This is a genomic window from Marinagarivorans algicola (assembly GCF_001292705.1).
Taxonomy (GTDB): Bacteria; Pseudomonadota; Gammaproteobacteria; order Pseudomonadales; family Cellvibrionaceae; genus Marinagarivorans; species Marinagarivorans algicola.
In genome coordinates this window covers 1-25,789 of sequence record NZ_LGAK01000064.1, presented here as the reverse complement: position 1 = coordinate 25,789, position 25,789 = coordinate 1, and the positions used below count along the sequence as shown (strand labels likewise).

Genomic DNA, 25,789 nt, shown 5'->3' with positions numbered 1-25,789 from the left:
TGGGTCGCCTACATGTACAAGGCTGCTAGCTTTTTTGATAAGCTTAACCAGTATATTCAGTTGTTTGCGGGTTTGTGTTTTACCTTGGTAGTGCCAATCTTGCGGTACGATAGGTAGGTGCTCTAACCGCCACTTTTTATAGTCAGGGTTGTAGTGCTCGGGCTCAGCGAGTTCCAGTAGGTGGCCAATGCACCAGCTCACCACATCGCCATTGGCCAGCGTAATACAGCCATCTTCTTTGGCGCCTTTTGATTGAGGTAAAGCACTGGCTAGCGCACGTGCTAGACTGGGTTTTTCGGCGATGTAGAGTTTCATATTACGCTCAGCTATCGGTTAAAAGCTGTTTAAGTGTACAGTAATTTTCGCATATTTGCGCAAGAACAAAAGAGCAGAAACATGGAAAACACTCACAATGCTTTAACCGCTATTTTACGTGTAGCACCAAGCACGCCTCATGCAGAGGCGATCAACCAACAAGTAGCGCAATGGTTAGCAGGTCTATCCGCCGAATATGCCAGTGCGCTTACCGCGTTAGCTGCACAACCGGCTTGGCTTAAGCAGTGGCAAAAGGTGGTAAGTTGTAGCCAATTTGCGCTAGCGCAAATACTGAGCGAGCAGCAAATAGGGCTATTGAATACACTGAGTGAGTCGCTGAGCCAGCAATGGCAAGCCGATGATTATCAGCACGCGCTTAAGCGTTATATTCCTGAAGGCTGTGATACGTTGGCGCTAGATAAAGGCCTCAGGTTATGGCGCAATACCATGATGGTACGTAGTATTTGGCGCGATTTAAACCGCCTAGCCACAACGCTAGATATCACGAAAGAACTCACCCATTTAGCCGACGTTGCTGTTAATTACACGCTTAATTATCACTATAATGCCTTATGTGCAGTACGTGGTATCCCACAAAATGCCCAGGGCCAAGCCATGCCTATGTTGGTATTAGGCATGGGTAAATTGGGCGCTTTTGAGCTTAATTTAAGTTCAGATATCGACCTGATTTTTGCCTACCCACATTCGGGTGAAACCGTGCCTAGCGAGCCTACAGGGCGCAGTATTAGTCATCAGGAGTTTTTTACGCAGCTTGGGCAAAAGCTTATTAAAAGCCTCGATGCGCAAACTATCGAAGGCTTTGTGTTTCGTGTGGATATGCGTTTGCGCCCCTATGGCCAAAGTGGTGCGCTGGCGAGCAACTTCGATAGCCTCGAAAATTATTACCTCACCCAAGGCCGTGACTGGGAGCGTTACGCCATGGTTAAAGCGCGTGTAATGGCCTGCTCTGCTGGCGATAACCGCAGTGCGTATACACCAGAAAAGCAAGAGCTTATGCAATTGTTACGCAGTTTTACTTATCGAAAATATGTCGATTTTTCGGCGATTGAGGCGCTGCGCGATCTTAAAGTTCGTATTCGCCAAGAGGTTAAGCGCCGCCGCTTAAAAGGCAATGTAAAGCTAGGGGAGGGGGGCATACGTGAGGTGGAATTTATTGTGCAGGCCCAGCAGTTAATTCGTGGTGGTCGCGATAGTCAATTGCAAACGCCATCGTTAATGCAAGCATTGCAAGGGCTGGTGGCGCTTGGCGCTATGCCAGCACACAATGCCGAGCAGTTGCGCCAAAACTACGTCTTTTTACGCAATACCGAGCACGCCATACAAGCCTGGCAAGATCAACAAACACAAGATATTCCCCAAGATCCAACTGCACAATGGGCGCTCGCTCAAGCGATGGGGTTTGATGACTGGGGGAGTTTTACCGCTCAACTTGAGCAGCATATGCAGCAAGTGAGTACGTCGTTTGCCAATGTGATTGCATTACCCGAAGAGCCCCAAAATAATGCCGTACAGCAGCATTGGCAAAGCTTATGGGCCGAGGGTGATCTTGCCGTTTTGCAGCAGCAGCTTGAGCGAATTCGTTTTGACGAGCCTGCGCAAAGTGCGCAAACTCTCCACGCGTTGCATCATGCCCCTCAGGTATTGGCGGTCGATAAAACTGGCAGCCAGCGGCTTAATAAATTTATTCCTTTGTTATTATGCAAAATCAGTGAGCGCTCACAACCGGCCACCACATTGCAACGCCTACAGCCGTTTATTATTGCGATTGTGCGGCGCAGTGCTTATGTGTTGTTATTAATTGAAAACCCCGCCGCGCTTGAGCAGTTAGTCATTTTAAGCGAAGCCAGCCCTTGGATTCCCGAGCGCTTGACCGAATATCCAGCGCTATTAGATGAGCTACTGAGCCCTAGCAATCTTTATCAAATACCCAGTAAAAATGAGCTGAGCGCAGAGCTTACCCAAACTATTTTGCGCATACCCGAAGATGACCTAGAGCAACAAATGGAGGCTTTGCGTTATTTTAGGCATGCCCATGGGTTGAAAGTCGCGGCGTGTGAGGTCACCGGTAAATTGCCGTTAATGAAAGTCAGCGACTACCTTACCGAGCTGGCCGAGGTTATTTTGACGTATGCACTGAATTTAGCTTGGGAGGAAATGAGCCGTAAACACGGCTTACCCGGTGGCCAAACAGAGCCTAACTTTATAGTGGTGGGCTACGGTAAGCTTGGTGGTATAGAGCTAGGCCACGGCAGCGACTTAGATTTAGTGTTTATTCACAATGCCGACTCCCAGCAATACACCCAAATAAGTGAGGGCCAGCGCTCGCTCGACAACCACACGTTTTATACGCGTATGGCACAAAAGATGATTTTATTACTCGATACTAAAATGCCATCGGGCACATTGTATGAAGTGGATATGCGCTTAAGGCCATCGGGTAATTCGGGCTTATTAGTGAGCACGCTCAGTGCATTTAGCAAATATCAAAATAACGAAGCTTGGACATGGGAGCATCAAGCGTTGGTGCGCACCCGCGTGGTGGCCGGTGATACCGAGTTGGCCCAGCACTTTAATGCGGTACGCCAAGCCACGCTCTGCCAAGTGCGCGACCAGGCTAAGCTCAAGCAAGATGTCATCGATATGCGCCAAAAAATGCGCAACCAACTTGGCAGTAAAACTAAAGAGGCGCAAGCCGGGTTATTTAATATTAAACAAGATGCCGGTGGCATTGTGGATATTGAATTTATTGTGCAATACCTCGTCCTCGCCCACGCCCACCAACACCCTTCATTAGTTGCGTATTCAGATAATATTCGTATTTTAGAAGCCGTAGGCCAGTGCGCACTACTTAATGCAGCGCAAATTACAATATTAACCGAAGCCTATAAAACACTGCGCGCCCAAACCCATAAATTAGCTCTTCAGCAACAAGGTAATACCATAGAGGGCGCTGGGCTTGAAGCGCTAAGGCAAGACGTGGAGGGGATTTGGCAAAGGTTATTGGAGTGATGTTTTAGCATGCCTCTGTGTACAGTATGCGCAGAGGCAGGACACTATTCTAAAGGTAAAAAGGAGTATGACTTAAAACCTTTTTACAACCTATAAAAAAGGCCTATCCCTTTACAAGAGTAGGCCTTTTATGTGCTGGGTATTACTTACACAAATATACCGGGTAGCTCGCCAGTGACGCCGTTGGTACCAAAGCTTTCGATGTCGTGACCCATGTACTTGGCAATACTGACTAACAATTTAGTATGGTCGACACCGCGGCCGTCGCCTTCTGCGTTGAGGTCGTAACGCAGTTTACGATTACCTTTCATGCCAAAGTTATGGCCACCAATTAAGAAGAAGGGCATATCGCGGTGGTCGTGTAGTTTGCCGTCGCTTAAGCAGCTATAGACATAAATTAAAGTGTTGTCTAATAGCGTGCCGCTGCCATCGGGGGTGGCCTTCATTTGGTTAACCATTTTAATTAAAAAGCTGTAAAAGAAATCGAGTGAATCAATCCAGCCTTGGCTAAAGTTGTGCGAAATACTGTGATGCCCACGGAAGTTAGAGGTGGTGTGTGACATTTGCAAGCCTGCAACGCGAGTCATATTACAACTTAATAAGCGCGTAATAATATCGGTTTGTAAATTAGCGATGTCTTCAAAGTTATTATCTAAATGAATTTTGGGTGGGTATATGCCGTCGCCGCTGGCGGTTTCAATATGATTGGGGTTGAAGGTGCTAACCTCGCATAAGTTGCCGCTGCCAGTATTGGGTTCGGCTACGCCATCGAGTTTTTTCTGCATGTCGTTGAGGGCATCAATATGAGTGGCAAGTTTAACGCGCTCATCCATGCCTAAATCATTTTTCATCAGCGCTTCAACTTCTTTAAAGCTGCGCGCTAAAATACTTTTGCGTGGATCAAAGCCATCGGGGTAAGAAACACCGCTACCGCCTAAACCATAAGCACGGTTAAAGGCCGAGATGGGGTCATCTTCGGGTTTGATGGATTGGCCATTTAAGTAATGAACATGGTCGGTTGTGCCTGCTTGGAAGTTGGCCATCGCGCCTAAGTTAATACTGCGGATTGGTGTTGTACCGCCAATGCTGTCTTGTCGACTGAGTACGACATCCAGCGAATCACCACCATTACCAGTTAATACTTTGCGTGAACCGCCTTGATGCGAGCCGCCACCGAGCTTCATATCTAAACCTTGTAAAAAGGTTATGTGCTCTTGAATGGGTGTAAAGGCTTTGGTCATTTGGTTCATGGTGGGGTTAGTGGTAACGGCATAACCGTTACCACTATCAACGCCTATACCGGTGGGGTGCCAAGCGCCTTGGCTGTCATCGGTGCTGCCATTTGCCGTTTTGGGAGCATAGACACCGTCGGGTATATACATAAAGACCACTTTAGCAGTGTCTTCGCCGGTAGCGGCTAAAACGGGCTGCGCAATACGCATAGCCAAAGGTGACATGGTGCCTGCAACGAGTGCATTTTTAATAAAGCGACGGCGGGTGTTTCTAAAAGGTGTTTTCATAATAGTTCGCCTTATTTACGCAATGAGAAAGAGTCAAGCTGAGTAATACCGATGAGTAGTGTTTGAATATCAAACTGGCTGTCTGCAAAGGTTTTATTCAAGTTTTCGATGGCGCACTGATCGCCATCGCTTAGGGTGTAACCCATTACATAGCGGTAGTACTGTGTGGTCATACACGATTTAGAGGAGTCGGCGTTTGTCATAATATCGGCTAAACCATCGAGGTCATCAAAGGTGTGCTCGTCGTCGCCATCAATATTAATGACTTTACCGGCAGTTAAAATATCTAAGCGATTGAGTTCTTCTTTGGTGTCCCAGTTGTACATGATTTCTTGGTCGCGATGTTTGCCCGAGGCATCAAAGACTTCCATAGCAAAGCCAATGTCATCAAAAAACTTATGACAGGCCCAGCAGTTTTCGTTGCTTGAATGCTCGGTAAAGCGTGCACGCATAGGTTTGGTGGGGTCAAGATCGGGGTTGGGAATATTGACATCACGTGGTAGGGGTGGCAATGGATCGCACATGAGCTGCTCGCGTACAAATACGCCACGCTTTACCGGTGATGATTCTTCGGTGCTGGCTTTTGATGCGGCAATGGCGCCAAAGCTTAAAATACCACCGCGTTGGTTGTTGATGACTTTAGTAAAGGTATCGCTTGTGACTGAGCCTACACCGTAAAAGTCGGATAATGTTTTATCGAGCATAGCGTAACCCGGTTGATAGAGCTCGCCAAATTTACCGGTTGACTCAAAGGTCACATGCTTGAACAGTGCTTTCATTTCCCCCACCATTGATTGGATGACTTTAGCGTCGTAGCTGGCATAAAAGTCAGGGTTTTTGGAGCCAATAAGTTCTAGGCCTGAATCCCACCATTCAACGGCAAAGTGAGCCATTTGATCTTGGCCGCGCTGTGTGCCCAACAGGCGTTCAGCGTGTGCCTTGTATTGGGCTTTAGTACGTAGTTGGCCAGCGTTGGCAGCGGCTAATAAGGCATCATCTGGGGTTGAACCAATAAAAGTGTACGAAATCAGCGAGGCCATTTCGTGATCGGTGAGGCGATAGTTATCGCCTTCTTTTTTACCTAGCTCTGTGCGATAGAGGAAGTGTGGTGACATGAGGAGTGCAGGTAAACCTGCGCCAATGGCATCTTTGGCGTGTTGTGAATGATTGAGATAGCCATCTGCCTCATTGGCGGGTACGAGGGCTCTAAAAAATTTGAAGTATTCGGCTTTTTCTTCTGCGGTGAGGGGGCGGCGGAAAATACGCGGGCCAAATTCATCAATAAATTTAACGACACACTTTAAGTCGCCAGAACAGCCGAGTACGCGGCCTAACTTACCCGAAGTAAGGCCCTCTTGCACCGCGCCTGTCACACGTGATGCTGCACTGTAATAATTGTCGAGATGGCGTGCGGTTACTTGTGCGATATCGGCATTGTTGGTGAAGCCGTGGTCTCGGCCCTCGGGCGAGAAGCTGACTGTTAAGTCCATATCAAAACCAAAAATATCATTAATACTGTTTTCGTATTCGCGGCGTGTGAGCAAGCGCATGGCGCGTGCGGCGGGTGCGCCTTCGGCTGTGCTACATCCGTTAAAACCTAGCTCGCTATTTTCGCCGGTATCAAGGGCACCTGGGAAGTTATTGGTAATATAACCTGCCACTTGATGCGCACAATCGCCTACGCATTGCTCGGGTGAATACTCGGCGCCAGTTAAAGGCCCGGTGCCTGTGGGCATGTTGCCGCCATCGGCACGCGCCATTAAACCGGCATAACCAATGGCTTTAATGGGGACAGGAACTTTAATCGAGCCCGCGCCTACAACGCCGTGACACTCCAAACAGTGTGTTTCGTAAAGCCCTTTACCTGTGACCAAATCAAAATTACCACTCGGTGGTGTACTTGGGCGAGAAGAGCTGGCCGACGCGAGTGAGCTGCTGGTACTGGCCAACACTGAACTAACCGAGTCACTCGACGCACTCAAGGTGACACTTGAAGAACTTGCGGGTGCCGCTGAGCTAATAACGGCGGATGATATATCACGCGTACTAGAGCGCTCGCTATTGGCTGAGTGATCCGTAGCGCCTCCAGAGCATGCAGCAAGCGCAAGAGATGACAGTACCAAAGTGAGTCGTTTTACCATTTTGATCTCCAAGAGGGCTCGCGTGTGAATGGCGAGGCAAAGGGCGTGCGGGAGCGTGATCTGTGCTTATTATTAATGCGTGTTTTATTGCAAGTTATCAGCTTTACACATGAGTGCAACTTAGTATGGTAGGGGTGTGCGCTAGTTTTGAGGCGGTTGCGAACTACAGCACACAGACTGAGAAAAGTGCAGACTAAGGCATGATTGACGAGAGGTCGGGGATATTTTTATGGATGTGTTGATGCAGTGTTTGGATGTGCTGATACAGTGTTAAAAGATTAGCGAAGGCAATTTTAAAAAAGATAAGGCACGCCAAAAAAGATGATTAGCGTGCCTTATCTTTTGAATTTGGTAAAACCAAATTCAAAAGGGCTAGTGTCTGTAATAAACACTATTGGCCTGTAATAAACACTATTGGACAGTGAGTGCCACAGTATCTGTGTGATCAATCGCTCCATCGTTATCAACATCGAGTGAGATATCTGCACTATCACCGTTAAAGACTATTTTTAATGTGCTAATGCCTTCTGTAATGACCATATTACCTTTGTACGAGTTAATGGCGCGTACAGTGTTGGTGTCGGCATCTTCCTCGGCATAGGTGACGTTTAATGCCGCAGGTGTTTTAACGGTGTAGGTATATTCTTGATTACCATTTTTAACCACAACATTCCCATCGAGCTTTAAGCTGTCTTCATCGGCAGCAAAGGTGAAATCTTTAAAGGTGTAATGAACGTTAGGTTGATCTACAACATCGATATTAATACTGTAAAGATCTGCTGTAATATTTGTGAGTGTTACAGTCTTGCGTTTAGTGGGATCTAAAAAGTCTGGAGTCGATTCAACTTCTTGCTCTACAGTGAGTTCACCATCAACGGCAATATTATCGTCTGAGCTAATATTGTTCACGGTGTAGCCATCATAGCTGTAAATACGCACCGTTTTAGATTCGGTAAAAGGGTCTTCAGAGTCGTCCATGCGCACGTAGTCTTCTCGCACATCGACCATCATTTGTAGCGAACCGTCATGCTCAAAGCTGTCGAAAGTGCAGGCTTCATAGTCTTCACGATCGTAATCGCCTTCAGTCACTTCAAAGGCAGTGGTCTTCAAGGTGGTCTGAGTAAGCTTACCGCTACCATCTTCACATAATTTTTTTAAGATAGTGGAGTTATCACTACCGGTAGTGGACTGGCCATCTGATGTTGTTATATTGCCGTGACCAATCGGCATACCTGCGACTACATCGGCAGGCATGGTAAAGTCAGCGGGAGCTGTAGATAGAGATGGCAATGCGGTTAACGCCAAGTTGATATAAGTGCGCGCATTGTTACTCGTAATGGGCCCTGATGGTTTTGAGTTGTTATCGTTGCTGCTACTGCCGCAGGCGGTAATAGACATGGCAGCTGTGATAGCGAGTGCTAACTGAGTGATGTTTTTTTTCATGTTGATCCTATTGGGTGGATGTGGCTTGTAGGTGCCACTTTATTTAATCACGATACATCGGTAACTTGGGTGGTATAGCTGCCAATAATGCTGAGTAGGTCGCGTTATAACAGCGGCTTTTACAACATCTCTAGCTTGCTACAACAATATCTCGTAGCTATCGATTATGGCGGCCATAACTATGCTCGTTATCACCGCCAAAGGGTTTGTAGTTTACGGTGCACGACTTAACTGTACCTGAATCTTCAAGGCGCTATCTACCGTAGGTATGGATAGCCGCAGTGATGAGGTATTTATTGACTTATAGCTTAATACTATCAAAACAATTAATTCAATTGATTTTGATGTTTTTGAGATTGCTGCTAATCTATTGTCATATCTTAGATCGACCCACCTGTCATATTAAACGCCTTGGAGGCAATGATGAGCATTCAAACTATACCCAATGTTACTTTTAAAACCCGCGTTCGCGATGCAAGTATTGCAGGCGATAACCCTTTTCGCTGGCAAGATGTGACTAGCGACGACATTTTTAAAGGCAAGAGTGTCGTTATCGTTGCGTTGCCAGGTGCGTTTACACCAACGTGCTCAAGCACTCACTTGCCCGGCTACGAAGCTAAATTTGAAGAGTTTAAAGCGCAGGGCATTGATGACATTTATTGCTTGAGCGTAAACGATGCTTTTACCATGTACCAATGGAGTCAGCGCTTAGAAGTGAGCAACATTAAAATGCTGCCTGATGGCAATGGTGACTTTACTCGTTTAATGGGTATGCTCGTTAAAAAAGATAACCTTGGCTTTGGTAGTCGCTCATGGCGCTACAGCATGCATGTTGTTGATGGTGAAATTAAGGCGCAATTCGTAGAGCCAGGTTTAATGGATAATTGCCCAGAAGACCCCTTTGAAGTGAGTGATGCTGGCACGATGTTGGCTTACTTAAAAGGTTAAGCGAAGCGGCTTAATACATTAAACTTTTGTGTAAAAAGGTTATCTAAAAGGCGCCCAGTGCGCCTTTTTTGTGACTGGTGTGTGTACTGTAGCAGCCCAAGAATAAACAACTTAAATAATAGGATATCCATGAAATACGACTACGACTTATTTGTAATAGGTGCTGGCTCTGGCGGTGTGCGCGCGGCGCGTATGTCGGCTGGCTTTGGTGCAAAAGTCGCCATTTGCGAAGACCGTTATATGGGTGGCACCTGTGTAAATGTGGGTTGCGTACCTAAAAAGCTGTATGTGTATGCGGCGGAATATTCTAAGCAAGTTAAAAATGCGAAAGGCTTTGGTTGGAATACCGAAGCCCCGAGTTTTAATTGGGCAACACTACGCGATAACAAAACCACCGAAATAAGCCGCCTTAATGGTATTTATGATTCGCTACTGGGCAATGCTAATGTCGAGGTGCTCAATGGTCGCGGTAAAATTGTCGGTGTTAATACCGTTGAAGTGAACGGCACCGAGTATACTGCCGAGCGCATTTTAGTCGCTGTAGGCGGTTGGCCTTTTGTACCAGAGATTCCGGGTCGTGAGCATGCTGTCAGCTCGAATGAAATTTTTGACTTGGACAGCTTCCCTAACAATATTGTTGTTGTGGGTGGCGGTTATATTGCGGTTGAATTTGCAGGCATTTTTAATGGCCTAGGCGCAAATGTTACTCAGCTTTACCGTGGCGATTTATTTTTGCGCGGCTTTGATGAGGAGGTCCGTCAATTTGCGGCACAAGAGATAGCTAAGCAAGGCGTGAATATTCAGTTTAATACCGATGTGACAGCCATTAAAAAGCTAGACGACGGTACTCTAGAGTTGAGCCTGAATAATGGCACCACAATGAATGCCGATGCCGTGTTGTATGCCACGGGTCGTAAACCACACCTTACGAATTTACTAGCCGATGGCATAACGCTTGAGCAAGCCAAAAGTGGCCATCTTAAAGTCAATGACACCTTCCAAACCAATATTCCTAGTATTTATGCTGTAGGTGATGTGATTGGCGGTATGGAACTTACCCCGGTGGCCTTAGAAGAGGGTATGACATTAGCCCGTCATTTATACAATGGTCAACCTTGTGAATTAGATTACAGCAATATTGCAACGGCGGTATTCTGCCAGCCCAATATTGGCACTGTCGGCATGAGCGAAGAGCAAGCCCGTGCAAAATACACCAATGTACAAAAGTACCGTAGCGAGTTCCGCGCGCTTAAGCACACCATTAGTGGCTCCGATGAGCGCACTTTAATGAAGTTATTAGTCGATGGCGATACCGATAAAATTTTGGGCGCTCATATGGTTGGCCCAGATGCGGGTGAAATTATGCAAGGCTTAGCGATTGCGATTAAAGCGGGTGCTACTAAAGCGGTATTTGATGCCACTATTGGTATTCATCCTACCGCCGCTGAAGAGTTTGTGACTATGCGTACGCCCGTTTAAGGATGTGCATTTGTGAATAATTACATTCACGCAGCCTACAAAAAAGGCACACACGGCGCATGCGGTGTGTGCCTTTTTTGTTAAAAAGCTTTGCCTTTGTCATAAAACTGTCATTTGACAGGTCTTTACCTAATGTATATATTTTGTATATACATTGCATAGACACGGCGACGCTGACCTCGCCAGTGCAAGATAAGATAGTGTGTAATGTTAAACTGCCTGTTCCTGTTAATACGTACGATTCAATAACGATAGAATTAGGTAGTGTTATGACTCACTCAGCACCCAAAAAACCGCCTGTTAAAAAGCAGGGTAAAAAAGATAGCCAGCTGATTATTCGTATCAATGCGCAAGAGCGCGATGATTTTGTGGCTTTGTGCGAGTCACTCGATACCAGTGCTGCACGCGAAATAAGGCGTTTTATACGCGCATTTCACAAAGAGCACGAATAAATCGCAATGATCCTTTTGACTGGGTGCAGGGTGTATTCAATTTTATTACTGGAGATTATTATGTCTAAAGCAGCATCTAAAACCGTATCTAAAAAAGTTAAAGCCATCAAAAAAGAAATCAAAGCGCGTAAGGCTAAAGTTGCCAAGCAAGAAGGTAAGCTTAAGTCATTGAAAAAAGCCCTTAAAAAAGCGGCTTAATTAAAGCACCAGCTCTGAATGCTATGTGCCGGCTGTAAATAGTCATCAAAAAGCCCCGAATACTTACGCTAAGTATTCGGGGCTTTTTGATGCTTTGTATGTATAGCTATTGAAAGCTACCACTTCCAAAATCAATATCAAAATCAACGCACCATAAGCTAATTGCACCGATGGTATCGAGTGTTCTACCTGCGGGTAATGTAATGATGACTTCTTCGTTAACATAAGGCTGTGACTGACGTAAAAAGTTACGGTTGGGTGTGATGGAGTAGTAGCTGCCGTTGTTGTTGGCAAACTCAGCAATGTTAGCAGATGCGTAAAATTCAACATCAACCCCTTGGCCATCATAGTTAAAGTTACTGATTTTAATTGTACAGTCATCGACGATGGTGGCGGTACCCGATACCCCATGTTGGAGAGTGCGTAGCTCGGCAGTTTGCCCAATACGGGCACTTGTAGCGTCGCAAGTGCTGCCGGTAGTCGGGGGTGTAGTGGGTGTTGTTGGTTCTGCGTCAATACGCGTGCTGGCAAGGAATGCAGTAATGTCGGCAAGCTCTTGATCGGTTAAGCGCTCGGCAGACCAAAAAGGCATAATGCCGCCAACCAAATCTTGGTATACAGGGCTATCGCTGCTGCCACTGCGTCGTACTTTACGAGCTACGGCGGCGGCATCGGCTGCGCTATCGGTAATGTAGCGTATATCGATGCCGAGTGGGTTGTTATCCCATACTCCGTCTTTGCCGTGGCAAACAGCGCAGGTTTTGTTGAAGGCTGCGGCGCCAGCGGCTACGCTGCCTTGCTCGCTGGGTACACCGGTGGGTTTGAGCGTGAACGATAGCGCAGGTGCATCGCCTGTGCCAGTATCATTAGCGGTTAAGTACGCAGCAAGGGCTAAGTACTCTTCTGTATTGTTGTTCCAGGTAATGGTGGTCCCCATCCATTCGTCTAAGCAGCTATTTGCGGCGTCAACAAATGCGGTGAGCTGTGTATTTTTAAAGTGCGGGCGACGTAGTGCATCACCAATGGGATGGCCGGCTCGGCGAAAGCCTTTATCATCGAGTTGATCTGCATTTTCATCCAGTGCGTGGCAATCGGCACAAGCAAAACGGCTGCCGCCTAAAGGTTTTTCATAGATGGCTCGACCTGTGTCGCTCAAGCTAGGTTCTACAGGTTGGCTTGAAGAGGATGATGTGGTGCTAGGTGTTGAGCTCGCACTACAGCCAGACAATGTAAAACTTGTGATTACAACGGTAGTGATAAGTGCTTGAGTCCAGAGTGTACGCAGCATAGTGATACCTACAAAAGAGATGAGTAGATGCAGATACTAGCGAGCCTAAGCGGTGAAGTGATCACAAATTGATAACATTTAGCGGGTAATCACTGGCGTTGTTAAGTGGGTTTATAACGGAGAAAAACCACTCGATGAGTGGTTTTTTGACTGATGAAACGGCTGACCGACTTCATAATAGACACTTATCGAGTCGATGCTCACTGAATAGGCGCAAGCCAATCGGTATGCTCGGGCAATTGACCCTTTACGGCTTTAAAGTATAAATCTTGTAATCGTGTGGTGATGGGGCCGCGTTTACCTTCGCCAATGACTCGACCATCGTATTCACGGATGGGTAAAACTTCAGCGGCGGTCCCGGTAAAAAAGGCTTCATCGGCAACATACACTTCGTCGCGGGTGATGCGTTTTTCGCGGATTTCGTAATTGCAATCTGCCGCTAATTGGAAGATTGTTTTACGCGTAATACCGTCGAGGCAGCTGGTAAGCTCGGGCGTGTAAATAATACCATCGCGCACCATAAAAAAGTTTTCACCACTGCCTTCGGCGACATAACCTTCATTATCAAGTAATAGTGCCTCTTCGCAGCCACTATCAAGTGCTTCACGTAGTGCCAGCATACTATTAATGTAATTGCCGTTGGCTTTGGCTTTACACATCGTAATATTCACATGGTGGCGGGTGTAGCTAGAGGTGCGAATCTTAATGCCGTTTTCTTTTGCTTCAGGTGACATATACGAAGGCCATTCCCATGCCGCCACAATAGCATGGACTTTGAGTGCATCAGCGCGCAAACCCATACCCTCGCTGCCTAAAAACACCATAGGGCGTAAGTAGGCTTCATCCAAATTATTTTCACGCACTACAGCACGTTGCGCTTCGTTAAGCGCTTCTTTGCTAAAGGGTATATCAATACGCATAATGTGGGCCGAGCGGAATAAACGGTCGGTATGCTCTTGTAGCTTAAAAATGCAGCTGCCTTTATCGCCTGCATGGTAGGCACGCACGCCTTCAAATACGCCCATGCCGTAGTGCAAGGTGTGTGTGAGCACGTGGATCTTAGCATCGCGCCAAGGTACCATTTTCCCATCAAACCAAATTACGCCATCGCGGTCAGCAAAATTCATAGTCATACACTCACAGTCAACTGAAAAATAAAATTAGGTTACCCGCTAGTTTAGTCAAGCGCTAGGGCCTGTGGCCGAGAAGGCTTGGCTAGGGGTAAAATTATTGTATGCGGGGGCAAAAGTCTTTGTGGGCTTTGCTTGCCTTATCGCTTTACATTATCTTAGCTGCTTGTGGGGCTAAGTTGGCCGCAAGATGGGCAGTTTTGCTTTGAAGGTCATTCAAAAAGTAGCAACTGCAGCGGCTAATTTACGTCACGCTATTGAACCATAAATATCCGATAGGTGGTAGCTATGCAGAAGCTCAGAAGCAGGCTGTTGCGCAATATGAGGTAGGGTGTTGCAGCGCAAGGCGACAAGGCAGGTGTGGTTTGGCCCGCCTTGGTCTGTCGAGCTTACAGTGCACAAGAAGGCCTGTAGGTGTTTTGCTTATGCAGCTGACAGCCGTATGATAGGAGAATCCGCGCCGGTAGCTGTAGCTGATCAGAAATTCTGTTAGGTACACACCTATTATAGCTCGCGCTTAAATGCCCAAAAATAATTCACCAGTACCCTATAACGCGAGTAATTTTTAGTGATTCGTTAGCTGCTGAAATACAAGACACTCAAAAATGGTCAATCTTGCTAACGCCCCAAAACAGGCTTATCTAGGCGACGCAGTTTAATAAAATTACCTTGTTCATTGATGTTGCGGCTGTGTTAGGCTGCGCTACCTTTTAGGTTTCTTTTTTGCGGCCTAGTGTAGGTTCTTAATATTTTTATAGCATCAACCATTGCACCGCTCAGTACTTTACTGAGTCATTAGAGTACAACCATGCAAACATTTAAATGCGACGAATGTGCACACCTTCTTTTTTTTGAAAACAATAGCTGTATTCGCTGTGGTCATTTATTAGGTTTTTCGATTGAAGAAGGCGACATGCTCACACTCCGGCAGGTAAGCCAAGTGCCGGCTGCAAATGTACCAGCGGCGCATAAGTCCATTGGCCAGCCAGCCGTTATGCAGAACCCTATGACCTCAAGCGCTGTTAATCTAAGCGTTATTGATCAAAATACGAGCCATCAAAAGCCAGCGGTTCGCGAGCACAGGCCTGCTGGTGAGGCTCCGGCCAAGACTGCCGCCGTACATTATGTTGATGTGAGTGATCCAACAGGGCCGCAGTACCGGCTTTGCAGTAATGCTACCCAGTTAAATGCCTGTAATTGGGTGATTCCTGCTGAGCAGCCCCATGATTTTTGTGTGTCTTGCCGTTTAACTGAAGTGTTACCGCCTATGCCTGATGAGAGTCGCCGCAAGCAATGGGTGCGGGTAGAGTCGGCTAAAAGACGGTTGTTATATACATTGATTGGCTTGGGCCTGCCGGTGCAATCGCGCGAGCAAAACGCTAACCTTGGGCTGGCGTTTCGGTTTGAGGAATCGACAGCGGAAAACCCGGTGTATACCGGGCATGCATCAGGTGTTATTACGCTAAATATGGCGGAGGCGAATCATGCCTTTCGCGAAAATGCCCGCGAAAAGCTAGGCGAGGTGTACCGAACAGTACTGGGGCATTTACGCCACGAATGCGGGCATTATTATTGGGAGTTACTGGTATTGCCTTCGGCTAAGTGGTTACCAAAAGCGCGCGCTGTTTTTGGTGATGAACAAGTGAGCTACCAAGAGGCGATTACTCGTCACTATGAAGAGGGCGCTCCAGCTAACTGGAGCGATCATTATATTAGCGCTTATGCCACTATGCACCCGTGGGAAGATTGGGCCGAAACATGGGCGCATTATTTACACATGTTAGATACTTTAGAGACGGCCGCTGCCTATGATTTAGCGGTAAAATCCCCATCAACTAAAGGTAAAACCCGTCGTACCAAGTCATCGATGAGCCACCGCGAAAACTTCGATAAGCTGTTTGAAATGTGGTATTCATTAACGTTTGTACTTAACGGTTTAAGTCGCAGTATGGGCATGCCTGACACCTACCCTTTTGTGATTTCGCACACCGTCAAAGAAAAACTCAGATTGGTGCACGATATTATTTTGGACTTGGGGCGGGGGTAATGATGTGTCACGCCATCAGCTAAAGGCTGGGTTCGACCGTGTAGCCGATATCGTGTAATTGTTGAATACCATGGTCTGTCCATGTGACTTTGTTTTTGGCATTAGCGACGCGTAGGGCTTTGTTAGCGGCAACCATTTTAGGGTCTTTGTAGCCACGCGAGTGGTCTAAGTGTACGCAAATGGCGTTGTAGCGTACATGCTTAGGTTTGATGCCATTGTTGGCAAGGCGTACGCCAAACTCACGGTCTAGGCCGCCCCATTGCATGCGCTCATCAAAACCATTAACGTCCAGAATATCTTGTCGCCATGCAGAGGCATTGGAGCCTTTTAAATTGCAGGCCGTGGGTGTCAGGGCGTTAAGTAATGGAGCCCATTTTTGAGAGGCGCGCAGCTTTAATGTTTTACGGGTTTTGGGTAGACCGTTTTGATATAACCACTTCACATCAAAACAGCGTTGAGTTTTGATATCTTCTTGGGTAATGCTGTGGCTGGTGTCCATAGGCAATTTATAATAACTGCCCGAAAGGTAACGGCCGGGTTTTGCCTCTTGAACATGTACGGCTAAAAAGTCATTGCGCGGTATACAATCGCCATCGGTAAAGACTATATAAGGCGCCTGCGCATGGAGTATGGCTTTATTTAAAATGCGGCATTTTTGAAAGCCCTCATCTTCTTGCCACACATGTTTAATCTCTAAACCCAAAGCCTTGCTTTGGGTTTTAATCAGTTCGGCGGTTTCGGGGGTTGAGCCATCGTCAGCAATAATAATTTCAAAATCTTTATGTGTTTGATATGCAAAGCCCCATAATACTTTTTGCAGCCATTCAACCGAATTGTAAGTAGAAAAAATAACAGATACTTTCATAAAAAACTCATCAAAAAAAGAAAATCACATCAAAGCAAGAATACGGGTTATCGCAGCCGCCTACGAAGACGATTTAATTATCGTCTGCTACATCGTCAGTATCAATTTGGCCACTTAGGCGACGGCGAATGTATGACCAGCTCATGCCTAAGGCCAAAATGATGGCGGTAATTGATAAACCCACCCATGCCATTAAGCTAATGTTTTGCCAATCAAACCAGCCCAAGTCGATAAACAACCACACCAAACAGCCTTGTAGTAATGCCGCGAGGATAACGCCAATAGGGCCTAGCGAGCGAATAGTAGCGCGAATAAACATGGCCCAACCAATCACTAATGCAATGCCGGCTAAAGCAATATAAGGTGTAAAAGTGGGTAAAGTGGCTTTGACCCAATGAAAGTACGAGTAACCGCTAGGGTTAAATGTGGCAAAGACTAAAGTAAAGGCAAAAAATAACCGAATTGAAAAGCGTAGCCAAGTGAGCTCTTGCATATAAACCCCTAAGGTAAAGTCAAAAAAGTGCCACTAAAAAGCGCGCAGTGACAATAGGTAAAATTAAAGATAAGTATTTATTAGTGTCGAATGTCGGTACTTCTCAATAGTGACCTATTAAAAAAGGCTCAAGTCTGCACTTTATTATATGAACACATGCCCAATAAACGCAAAACTGTCGCTTCTTAGCGTTGAGTGGGCATGGAGGCCATTTGATGTTCAATCCACTGCTCAACTTCGATGGTTACTTCACGGCTGGTTTTATCTGTGGTGATGATCGGCTCACCAATAACCAAGCGAATGGTGCCGGGGTATTTTGTAAACTCTTTATTGGGCCAGTACACGCCAGCGTTCATAGCAATGGGTATTACCTTGGCACCACTGGTCACAGCAATTTCGGCGCCGCTACGGGCGTACTTACCGCGTTCGCCTTGTTTCATGCGTGTACCCTCTGGGAAGATAATGACATTTAAGCCGTCGTATATACCTTGTACGCCCCCCGATTTTACCTGCCGCAATGCATCGCGCGGGTTGTCGCGATCAATACCAATGGGGCGCAAACCACGTAAACCCCAACCAAAAAACGGGATGTCTAATAATGATTTTTTTAAGATTGTTGAGGCAGGAAAGAAGAGTATTTGTAAGTATAGGGTTTCCCAGGTACTTTGATGTTTGGACATTACCACCACAGGGCCGTCTAGGTTTTTAAGATGCTCACGGCCTACCACCTCGTATTTTACACCGCATACCCAGCGTGCAAGGCCAATGATCAAGTTGCACCAGCTAATAATAATACGATGACGTGTGACTTGTGGTAAGCCACCCAGCAAGAGGGATATGGTGCCGTACACAACCGTGAGTACAGTACCGATAAGAGTGAAAATAAATGAGCGAATTAACGCGAGCATGATGGGTCCTTTGTTTAGCGGGTGCGGATTTTACGGCGAATAACCCTTTTGGCTGGCGCGCCGTTTACATCCATGTAGGCTCTGCACCGGCCTCTTGCCGGTGGAGTCTGTCAAAAGCGTTATCTTAAAGCGCTATCGTCTTAGTCGTTATGGGTACCGTATTGAATAAATACCACGTTAAGTGGACTTAGCGCTTCATCACTTAATAATATGGCGACTTAATAGCGGCTTTATTTCACCACGTCGCTACTTAATTTAACCATGTTGCTACTTAACAACTAAGCAAGAAATATCAGCCACTTTGCCAAACAGACTACTTAATTGTTGAAGTAATGCTAAGCGGTTGTTGCGTACAGCTTCGTCTTCGGTCATTACCATGACATCGGTAAAAAACGCATCAACAGGCTTTTGTAGGCGCGCTAATGTTTGCAAAGCCGTGGTGTAATCGGCTTTGGCAAAGAGGGGAGCGACTTCGGCTGTTAAGCTAGCAACTTCTGCTGCGAGGGTTTGCTCTTGTGCTTGCTCGAGTAATGCTGCCTTGACGTCGCCAGCTTGAGCGCCGTTTTTGGCGAGGATATTCGCAACGCGCTTGTTGGCTTCGGCGAGCGCGGGTGCCTCGGCCAATTGACGGAAGGCATCAACCGCTTTTACACGGTTATCAATATCTAACGGCACACTTAAGCCTTTGGCATTAACCGCTTGGAAGACTTCGGCCGGAATGCCCGCTTCGCCATACCACGCTTTAAAGCGCTCAAGCATATACTCTAATGCCAAGCCTACGGCGGCATCGCCTTTGGGTAATCCGCCATCAATAGCAGCATTGTATTGACTAACGGCTTTTTCGAGTAACGCTTTAAGGTCGAGCGCATAGCCCTTTTCGACCAAAATACGCAGCACTGCAATACTGGCACGGCGCAAGCCAAAAGGGTCTTTACTTCCGGTGGGTATTTGGCCTAAGCCAAAAATACCAGCAATGGTATCAATGCGGTCAGCTAGGGCGATGAGTGCGCCGGTATTAGTGCTGGGTAAAGCGTCGCCTGCAAACTTGGGCAAGTATTGCTCGCTCATGGCTTTAGCGATTTCGGTGGGCTCGCCATCGTTGACGGCGTAGTATTCGCCAGCAATGCCCTGTAAATCGGTAAATTCGTACACCATATTACTGACCAGGTCGGCTTTACTGAGCTCACCTGCGCGCTGCGCTAAGGTAGCGTCAAAACCAAGTTGCTCGGCTATAAAAGTGGCTAGGCCTGCAATGCGTTCGGTTTTATCAAACACACTGCCAAGCTTACCCTGGAAAGTGACGGTGCGGAGCTTTTCGCGGCGGCTGGTTTGGCTAGCTTTTTTGTCGGTTTCAAAAAAGAAGACGGCATCGGCTAAGCGTGGGCGAATCACTTTTTCGTTACCGGCAATCACCTGTGCGGGGTCTTTACTTTCGATGTTGGCGACCGTAATAAAGTTGGGCATCAATTGGCCGGTGCTATCAACAACATGAAAATACTTTTGATGCTCAGCCATCGAAGAGATCAGCGCCTCAGCAGGGATTTGCAAAAAGTCGGTATCAAAGCTGCCCGCTAAGGCCACAGGCCATTCGTTAAGCGCTGTGACTTCGTCTAATAGGTCGGCATCAATTACCGCCACACCGCCTAGCTTTTCACCTTCGGCTTTGGCTTGCTCTGCAATAAGGGCTTTGCGTTCATCAAAGCTAGCCATCACGTAGCCTTCACGCAGTATATTGGCATAGTGCGCGGCATGAGTGAGTGTTAACTCGCGGTTAGCATGAAAGCGATGGCCGCGGCTGGTATTACCCGACGATAACCCTAAAATGCTGGCTGGAATCACAGCGTCATCCCACAACATCGCAAGCCACTGTACTGGGCGTACAAATTCGGTGCGGCTAGCACCCCAACGCATGCGCTTGCTAATTGGCAAGCTAGCGAGGGCTTTTTCGACTAATGCCGGCATTAACTCGGCAGTCGGTTCGCCACCATTTTGGCTGGTGTGCATGAGTTTTTCTTCTTTGCCATCGATGCCGGTGGGTAAATGATTGACGTCTAGACCGTTCTTTTTGGCAAAGGCTTCGGCCGCTTTAGTGGGCGCACCGTCTTTAAAAGCAACACGGGTCGGCGGGCCCCACGCGGTGATGGTTTCGAGCGGAGTACTTACCGGTAATCCTTCAATTAACAGCGCTAAACGGCGCGGTGCAGCAAAAGGAGTGTGGCTGGTAAAGCTGATTTTGGCGGTTTTTAGGCCGGCCAATATGCTTTGTGTGAATGCTTTGCTTAGGCTTTTTAAAGCAATGGGGGGTAGCTCTTCGGTACCTAATTCTACTAAAAATGCGTGGCTCATTAGGCTTTGTCCTCGGCGGCTAATTTGTTTAAGGTTTCTTCACGAAGATCGGCAGGTGCCAAAGGGAAACCAAGTTTAGCGCGTGCTTGTAAGTAAGCACTGGCTACGTCGCGTGCTAGCGTACGTACGCGTAAAATATAACGCTGGCGCTCGGTGACCGATATCGCTGAGCGAGCATCTAATAAATTAAAAGCGTGTGAGGCTTTCATTACCATTTCATAAGCGGGCAGCGGTAAGCCGGCTTTAATGAGCTGGCTCGATTGCGCTTCGCACTCATCAAAGGTGGCAAACAATGCATCAACATTGGCGTGGTTAAAGTTGTAATCGCTCATCTCCACTTCGTTTTGATGGAATACATCACCATAAGTCACAGGCGTGCCATCAGGGCCAATGGTCCATACCAAGTCATAAATAGAGTCAACATTTTGTAAGTACATGGCTAAGCGCTCTAGGCCATAGGTAATCTCGCCGCTCACCGGGTAGCACTCTAGGCCACCGACTTGCTGGAAGTAGGTAAATTGGGTCACTTCCATACCGTTAAGCCATACTTCCCAGCCTAAGCCCCAAGCACCTAAGGTAGGAGACTCCCAGTTATCTTCTACAAAGCGTATATCGTGCACGGTGGTATCAATACCGAGCTTTTGTAGGCTACCTAAGTACAACTCTTGAATGTTGCTAGGCGAAGGCTTGAGGATCACTTGAAATTGGTAGTAATGCTGTAAGCGGTTGGGGTTCTCGCCGTAGCGGCCATCGGTGGGGCGACGGCATGGCTGCACGTAAGCGGCATTCCAGGTTTCTGGCCCTATAGCACGCAAAAAAGTGGCGGGGTGAAAAGTACCCGCGCCGACTTCCATATCAAGCGGTTGCATTAACGTACAGCCTTGCTCTGCCCAATAGGTTTGCAGAGCTAAAATCAAGCCTTGAAAAGTTGCCGCGGGGTTGGCGGCGGGGTTTGCCGAAGTAGAAGTCACAATATCACCTAGCTTATGAGGTAAAAACAAAAGGCAGTGATTATAGCGGGTTTTGTGGTGCTATGGAGGTGTTAGAGGGATTTGCCTGTTATGGCTGGGCTATCGATGGTATTAGCGTGGAATTTAGCCAAGCGCTTGGCTAATTGGCTTGGTAGTAGGTACGTAAGGATACCAAGCCCCTGTTATTATCCATATTCTCTATATCCACTCTGAAAATATGCGATGCCTAGCGCAGGCTATTATGCGTGACGGTGTAATTACCGTAAGTATTTGTTCGATGGTATAACCCGAAGCGCAATATGTGATGTATACCGCAGCGGTATATAATCAACCTTTTAGTAATCACCTAACGGAAAAGCGCATGGCTATAGCACAATTAGTGCCGGGGGCAAATTGCCCGGTGCCCTTTGAAACGCTGCATATTGAAGTTGCACTGTCTCCTGCTCAAATAAGTGGCGTGGACGTTGATGTATCGGCCTTTGTATTGACTGCCGCTGGCAAAGTACGTGGTGATGAGGACATGGTTTTTTATGGCCAGCCTTGCCCGGGTAATGGCAGTGTTAAATTTTTGGCTAAGCAAGCAGAGCGTGCCCAATTTAATATCCATTTGCCCGCACTATTAGACGGTACCGAAAAGATTGCCTTTACCGCGACTATTCATGAAAATCGCACCAATTTTAGCGCATTTAATCACCTGCAAATTATGGTTAAAAATACCGCCGGTGATACGTTTTTGCAGGCGACCTTACCGGCGCGCGGCAGGGTGGAGTCGGCATTGATTTTGGGCGAGTTATATCGACGGCACGATCAGTGGAAGTTTCGGGCGGTAGGGCAAGGGTTTGCCGGCGGCTTAAAACCGTTGGCGGAGCATTTTGGTGTGGATATTGATGATGCGCCAAGCCCTGCTGCTGCGCCAGTATCTAGCCCAGTACCGGTTAATAAGCCTGTCTCTTTAAGTAAGGTGACATTAGATAAAGCCCGGCCGCGTGTAAGCCTAGAAAAAAAGACAGAAGGTTTTGGTGAGATTCGTATTAATTTAAATTGGAATCGTCGGCCCGCACCAGCGCCTCAGGGTGGTGGTTTTTTGGGCGGTTTATTCGGCGGTGCGAGTAGCGCCAATAAAGGGGTTGATTTGGATGTGGGTTGCTTATATGAGCAACATGACGGCACAACCAATGTTATTCAGGCACTGGGTAATCGTTTTGGTGCTTTACACAGCGACCCCTTTATTGAGCTTAAAGGCGATGATCGCACCGGTGCAGTGGGTGATGGTGAGTGGTTGCATATTAATGGCGAGCAGTGGGCAAGCTTTAAGCGAATTTTAATTTTTGCTTTTATTTATGAGGGTACACCTAACTGGGCGGCAACCGATGGTGTCATTACGATTCATGTCCCTAATGAACCACCGTTGGAGATTCCTATGACACAGGGCGCTAATGCCATGCGTATGTGCGCGGTTGTATTATTAGAAAACCTCAATGGCGCTTTACAAGTTAACCGCGAGATACGTTACTTTAAGGGGCATCAAGAAATGGATAAGGCTTATCGCTGGGGCTTAAATTGGCGGGCCGGTTCTAAATAAAATACCAGCGCTAATCACTTGGATAAAGCATGGTCTTCTATTATTGGGTATGGTATTTTGAGCAAAATTACACCACTTATATAGACTAGCTCTAGTGAGTGTTGCGCGATGACAAATAGCTATTAAAAAGGATACTAGGATGTTTAAATTAAGTTACTGGGGTAGCCTGTGCATAGCAGGTATGGCATTAGTGGGTTGTGACGGTGCCCCCTTGCCTGTGCAAAATACCGATGCCACTACCGATATCATTGCTGATAACGCCGATGCTTACCCGAATGACCCGCTTTGCCATAAGGCCAGCGATGGCAATGGTGATACGTGTTATTGGACATTAATTGAGCAGCAAAAAGCGTCAGTGCTCGCTGTACAAGGGCAAGATACCGCGTTTATCTATCTGCCACTGAGCCATCAAATACTGCCTTTTAAAGGGAGCGCCAACCAGTTTTTATCACCTATTCCTATTGACTCCAGTAAAAAACCCGTAGCAGTCGCCGCGGATGAAAGTTCACAAGTCGTGTATGCCGCTTATAGTGACGGCAGTATTAGCCGTATTACTGCCGCGCAAGGCGAGCAACCTTTTGCCAATACACCGATCAATGCTGATCAGCTATTTATTCATAACGGCTTGTTGGTTGTGACGCCCATCCAGTCAGCAAACCAGACCTTGCTTCACCCGTATTATTTTGACTTAAGTGATGGCAGCACGGTGCTGTCTATTCCTACCTCAACCAGCAGTACAACCGAAGCGGTTATGCCATATGGACAAGCGCTTAATGGCCAGTTATTAGGCCGTGCGATAGAGGGGAGCAACTTATACGCCATCACATTAGAGCTTGAGGGTAGTGCGTCTTCTGAACAGGTAAAATATACCCAGCATACGCTTTACCCGCGTATCACAAAGCCTGTTAGCACCGCCACCGCACCGCCACCCGATGTGAGCGCTCCTCTATCTTCTCCTGATGATACCCATACGGCTAAGCGTTATGTTTTAACTTGGCCTAAGTTGCAGTGGGGTAAAAGTAGCCAAGATGGGCTTATGCTTGCTGCCCAGTCTTTTTATAGGCAAGCCAATACACAAGCCGCCATTGTCCCAATGCTTGATAAGCCCGTAGTCGATGTTGTGTGGACACCAAGCGATCAAATGCTAGTGGTTAAAGCGAGCGACCAAAAAACAATCATTGAGCGCTGGAGTACTGACTTTGTTTATTTGGGTACGCGCGAATTTGACGGCCGCTATTTAAAATTGTTGGGCGCTGATGAGCAATATACTGTACTCACCAACACCGAACTCACTGGGCTTACCAGCCATGCCTTTACGGGTTCGCAAACGACACCAGCTGTTAATAAGTCGCCAATAGCACTAGCGCCGCCGCTCAGTCATGTAACAGCCGCAATTGAGATAGACAAAAACGGATTGGTGTACGTGATAGGGACAGACCAGCAAGTGATTCATCGCTGGTCAGCGACAGAAAAAGCTTATATAGAGCCCATCGTATTCGAACCCAATTGGCTGGGCACCTTTCGTAAAGCGTGGAGCGAGGTCACTTACGCGGCACATCAAAATACTTTTTATTTTAGAGCAGACCAAAAGCCGATTCTTAATGATTACTATATAGAAGGTTATGAATATACTCGCGTAGCGATTGATAGTGCGGCAAATACGTTACAGCAAGAATACTTATCGGCAGGTGATTTATCGCATGATAATCAGCGTTTTCAAATACTCCCTGTTGCCGACTATTTATTAATGAATACTCAGCTTTATGATTACGAGGGGCAGTTGTATTCCAAGTTGGCCTTCCCTCCTGGTTTGTTCGCATATGCTACCGGTTCATACCTATTTGATAATACTCCTGCCGTTATAGATTCATCACAAGAGCATTTATTTTATCGCCATGCCAATGGCCCTATCACTGTGTTTAAGCAAGACGCAAAAACAGCGGAATTACATATCGCTAAAAATTTAGCTTTTAAAGCCGATAATAAAAACCAAGAACCTTGGCCATTATTTTTAACGCCATCGTCGGAGCTTATTGCAACACGTACAGGTGATATTTATCGTTTAGGTGATCTCGACATAGAGCCCGCAGCAGCGCCTACAATCGAGCCCAGTGATGACTTTATTGTTATACCGCCGAGGCCATCACTAGGGGCTGAGTTGACAACGCTAGTGTCTCAACATAAAGTCGCGCCATTTCACAATGCTGTTTGGTTACCCAATAATGAGCTAGTCACTATTGTGACGGCCGCCAATAGTTGCGAGCTACACCATTACGATACTGATTTTAACGCACTAAAATCACAAGTCATTGAGGGTAGCTGTGTTGATATTGTACACAGTGATATTGCCAGCCCCAGCGGTGGTGCACAGCCTGTTGTTGTGGTGACGGCCATCGACCGCCAGCTCGTATTTACCGTATATTAAAAATTAAAGTATTTTGTCACTATTCAGTTCAGCTGACAAACCTCACCTGATAAGGTGCTGATGGATTATTGTCTAGGCATTTAAGCGCCGGGAGCGCTTATATAGCGACCATGGATGGCTTGAACGGCCCAGTCAATGATTCATTAGCGCCCGATTTCCGGACCTCTGAATAGGTAAAATATTTTTTGAGTAATACGTTATTTGGGCC

General features: G+C 47.0%; 19 protein-coding genes. 8 read left to right on the top strand and 11 right to left on the bottom strand.

Translation table 11 applies throughout. The features are described from left to right. Nucleotides 1-315, bottom strand: a 315-nt coding sequence (locus AC438_RS15350) for a toprim domain-containing protein (RefSeq protein ID WP_053982144.1), incomplete at its 3' end; no start/stop codon positions are given. A gap of 81 nt (nucleotides 316-396) precedes the next feature. On the opposite strand from AC438_RS15350, the gene glnE reads away from it, so the two are divergent. Next, entirely contained in the window at nucleotides 397-3,345 is a 2,949-nt protein-coding gene (gene glnE, locus AC438_RS15345) for a bifunctional [glutamate--ammonia ligase]-adenylyl-L-tyrosine phosphorylase/[glutamate--ammonia-ligase] adenylyltransferase (RefSeq protein WP_053982143.1), read from the top strand. A 146-nt stretch (nucleotides 3,346-3,491) separates the two neighbouring features. Here glnE and AC438_RS15340 read toward each other — a convergent pair whose 3' ends face one another. From AC438_RS15340 to AC438_RS15325, 3 genes are all read right to left on the bottom strand, one after another. After that, nucleotides 3,492-4,865, bottom strand: a complete 1,374-nt coding sequence (locus AC438_RS15340) for a DUF1552 domain-containing protein (RefSeq protein WP_053982142.1) — start codon at nucleotides 4,863-4,865, stop codon at nucleotides 3,492-3,494. Between the two features lie 11 nt (nucleotides 4,866-4,876). Further along, nucleotides 4,877-7,006 carry a DUF1592 domain-containing protein gene (locus AC438_RS15335; RefSeq protein WP_082354214.1) on the bottom strand — a complete coding sequence of 710 codons (2,130 nt, stop codon included), beginning with the start codon at nucleotides 7,004-7,006 and terminating at the stop codon, nucleotides 4,877-4,879. A 411-nt stretch (nucleotides 7,007-7,417) separates the two neighbouring features. Next, nucleotides 7,418-8,449 (bottom strand): hypothetical protein, encoded by a 1,032-nt coding sequence (locus AC438_RS15325; protein WP_053982139.1) that lies wholly within the window; start codon nucleotides 8,447-8,449, stop codon nucleotides 7,418-7,420. Nucleotides 8,450-8,869: 420 nt separating this feature from the next. On the opposite strand from AC438_RS15325, the gene AC438_RS15320 reads away from it, so the two are divergent. The 4 genes from AC438_RS15320 (at nucleotide 8,870) to AC438_RS17110 (ending at nucleotide 11,526) form a co-directional block, all read left to right on the top strand. Beyond that, a complete protein-coding gene (locus tag AC438_RS15320) occupies nucleotides 8,870-9,397 on the top strand; it encodes a peroxiredoxin (protein WP_338011131.1) in 528 nt (175 codons plus the stop codon). 129 nt (nucleotides 9,398-9,526) lie between these two features. After that, entirely contained in the window at nucleotides 9,527-10,876 is a 1,350-nt protein-coding gene (gene gorA, locus AC438_RS15315; protein WP_053982137.1) for a glutathione-disulfide reductase, read from the top strand. 269 nt (nucleotides 10,877-11,145) lie between these two features. Next, complete coding sequence (locus tag AC438_RS15310; RefSeq protein ID WP_053982146.1) at nucleotides 11,146-11,328, top strand: hypothetical protein; 183 nt, start codon at nucleotides 11,146-11,148, stop codon at nucleotides 11,326-11,328. A gap of 60 nt (nucleotides 11,329-11,388) precedes the next feature. Then, the gene (locus tag AC438_RS17110; RefSeq protein WP_172676733.1) at nucleotides 11,389-11,526 is read left to right on the top strand and encodes a hypothetical protein; all 138 of its coding nucleotides are present in this window, start codon (nucleotides 11,389-11,391) and stop codon (nucleotides 11,524-11,526) included. Nucleotides 11,527-11,632: 106 nt separating this feature from the next. Here the strand turns inward: AC438_RS17110 and AC438_RS15305 are convergent, their stop codons facing one another. Both AC438_RS15305 and AC438_RS15300 read right to left on the bottom strand, forming a co-directional pair. After that, nucleotides 11,633-12,814 carry a DM13 domain-containing protein gene (locus AC438_RS15305; protein ID WP_053982136.1) on the bottom strand — a complete coding sequence of 394 codons (1,182 nt, stop codon included), beginning with the start codon at nucleotides 12,812-12,814 and terminating at the stop codon, nucleotides 11,633-11,635. Between the two features lie 200 nt (nucleotides 12,815-13,014). Next, complete coding sequence (locus AC438_RS15300) at nucleotides 13,015-13,941, bottom strand: branched-chain amino acid transaminase (protein WP_053982135.1); 927 nt, start codon at nucleotides 13,939-13,941, stop codon at nucleotides 13,015-13,017. 811 nt (nucleotides 13,942-14,752) lie between these two features. Between AC438_RS15300 and AC438_RS15295 the strand changes: the two genes are divergently transcribed. Further along, nucleotides 14,753-15,991 carry a zinc-binding metallopeptidase family protein gene (locus AC438_RS15295; protein WP_053982134.1) on the top strand — a complete coding sequence of 413 codons (1,239 nt, stop codon included), beginning with the start codon at nucleotides 14,753-14,755 and terminating at the stop codon, nucleotides 15,989-15,991. A 19-nt stretch (nucleotides 15,992-16,010) separates the two neighbouring features. Here AC438_RS15295 and AC438_RS15290 read toward each other — a convergent pair whose 3' ends face one another. The 5 genes from AC438_RS15290 to glyQ all read right to left on the bottom strand — a co-directional run bounded on the left by AC438_RS15290 (nucleotide 16,011) and on the right by glyQ (nucleotide 21,574). Continuing rightward, entirely contained in the window at nucleotides 16,011-16,856 is an 846-nt protein-coding gene (locus AC438_RS15290) for a glycosyltransferase family 2 protein (protein WP_053982133.1), read from the bottom strand. A 73-nt stretch (nucleotides 16,857-16,929) separates the two neighbouring features. Next, complete coding sequence (locus AC438_RS15285; RefSeq protein ID WP_053982132.1) at nucleotides 16,930-17,349, bottom strand: DUF6524 family protein; 420 nt, start codon at nucleotides 17,347-17,349, stop codon at nucleotides 16,930-16,932. A gap of 185 nt (nucleotides 17,350-17,534) precedes the next feature. Further along, nucleotides 17,535-18,257: a lysophospholipid acyltransferase family protein gene (locus AC438_RS15280; RefSeq protein ID WP_053982131.1), complete on the bottom strand. Its 723-nt coding sequence runs from the start codon at nucleotides 18,255-18,257 to the stop codon at nucleotides 17,535-17,537. Nucleotides 18,258-18,524: 267 nt separating this feature from the next. Then, nucleotides 18,525-20,603 (bottom strand): glycine--tRNA ligase subunit beta, encoded by a 2,079-nt coding sequence (glyS, locus tag AC438_RS15275; protein ID WP_053982130.1) that lies wholly within the window; start codon nucleotides 20,601-20,603, stop codon nucleotides 18,525-18,527. After that, a complete protein-coding gene (gene glyQ, locus AC438_RS15270; RefSeq protein ID WP_156317109.1) occupies nucleotides 20,603-21,574 on the bottom strand; it encodes a glycine--tRNA ligase subunit alpha in 972 nt (323 codons plus the stop codon). The genes glyS and glyQ overlap by 1 nt, the downstream gene beginning before the upstream one ends. A 361-nt stretch (nucleotides 21,575-21,935) precedes the next feature. On the opposite strand from glyQ, the gene AC438_RS15265 reads away from it, so the two are divergent. Both AC438_RS15265 and AC438_RS15260 read left to right on the top strand, forming a co-directional pair. Continuing rightward, entirely contained in the window at nucleotides 21,936-23,156 is a 1,221-nt protein-coding gene (locus AC438_RS15265; protein ID WP_053982145.1) for a TerD family protein, read from the top strand. 139 nt (nucleotides 23,157-23,295) lie between these two features. Continuing rightward, nucleotides 23,296-25,581, top strand: coding sequence for a hypothetical protein (locus tag AC438_RS15260; protein ID WP_053982128.1), 2,286 nt, complete (start codon nucleotides 23,296-23,298; stop codon nucleotides 25,579-25,581). The last annotated feature ends 208 nt before the right edge of the window (nucleotides 25,582-25,789 follow it).

Excerpts from the sequence above, each read along its gene's own strand:
- glnE (WP_053982143.1), top strand. The coding sequence starts at position 397 with ATGGAAAACACTCACAATGCTTTAACCGCTATTTTACGTGTAGCACCA.
- AC438_RS15340 (WP_053982142.1), bottom strand. The coding sequence starts at position 4,865 with ATGAAAACACCTTTTAGAAACACCCGCCGTCGCTTTATTAAAAATGCA.
- AC438_RS15335 (WP_082354214.1), bottom strand. The coding sequence starts at position 7,006 with ATGGTAAAACGACTCACTTTGGTACTGTCATCTCTTGCGCTTGCTGCA.
- AC438_RS15325 (WP_053982139.1), bottom strand. The coding sequence starts at position 8,449 with ATGAAAAAAAACATCACTCAGTTAGCACTCGCTATCACAGCTGCCATG.
- AC438_RS15320 (WP_338011131.1), top strand. The coding sequence starts at position 8,870 with ATGATGAGCATTCAAACTATACCCAATGTTACTTTTAAAACCCGCGTT.
- gorA (WP_053982137.1), top strand. The coding sequence starts at position 9,527 with ATGAAATACGACTACGACTTATTTGTAATAGGTGCTGGCTCTGGCGGT.
- AC438_RS15310 (WP_053982146.1), top strand. The coding sequence starts at position 11,146 with ATGACTCACTCAGCACCCAAAAAACCGCCTGTTAAAAAGCAGGGTAAA.
- AC438_RS17110 (WP_172676733.1), top strand. The coding sequence starts at position 11,389 with ATGTCTAAAGCAGCATCTAAAACCGTATCTAAAAAAGTTAAAGCCATC.
- AC438_RS15305 (WP_053982136.1), bottom strand. The coding sequence starts at position 12,814 with ATGCTGCGTACACTCTGGACTCAAGCACTTATCACTACCGTTGTAATC.
- AC438_RS15300 (WP_053982135.1), bottom strand. The coding sequence starts at position 13,941 with ATGAATTTTGCTGACCGCGATGGCGTAATTTGGTTTGATGGGAAAATG.
- AC438_RS15295 (WP_053982134.1), top strand. The coding sequence starts at position 14,753 with ATGCAAACATTTAAATGCGACGAATGTGCACACCTTCTTTTTTTTGAA.
- AC438_RS15290 (WP_053982133.1), bottom strand. The coding sequence starts at position 16,856 with ATGAAAGTATCTGTTATTTTTTCTACTTACAATTCGGTTGAATGGCTG.
- AC438_RS15285 (WP_053982132.1), bottom strand. The coding sequence starts at position 17,349 with ATGCAAGAGCTCACTTGGCTACGCTTTTCAATTCGGTTATTTTTTGCC.
- AC438_RS15280 (WP_053982131.1), bottom strand. The coding sequence starts at position 18,257 with ATGCTCGCGTTAATTCGCTCATTTATTTTCACTCTTATCGGTACTGTA.
- glyS (WP_053982130.1), bottom strand. The coding sequence starts at position 20,603 with ATGAGCCACGCATTTTTAGTAGAATTAGGTACCGAAGAGCTACCCCCC.
- AC438_RS15265 (WP_053982145.1), top strand. The coding sequence starts at position 21,936 with ATGGCTATAGCACAATTAGTGCCGGGGGCAAATTGCCCGGTGCCCTTT.
- AC438_RS15260 (WP_053982128.1), top strand. The coding sequence starts at position 23,296 with ATGTTTAAATTAAGTTACTGGGGTAGCCTGTGCATAGCAGGTATGGCA.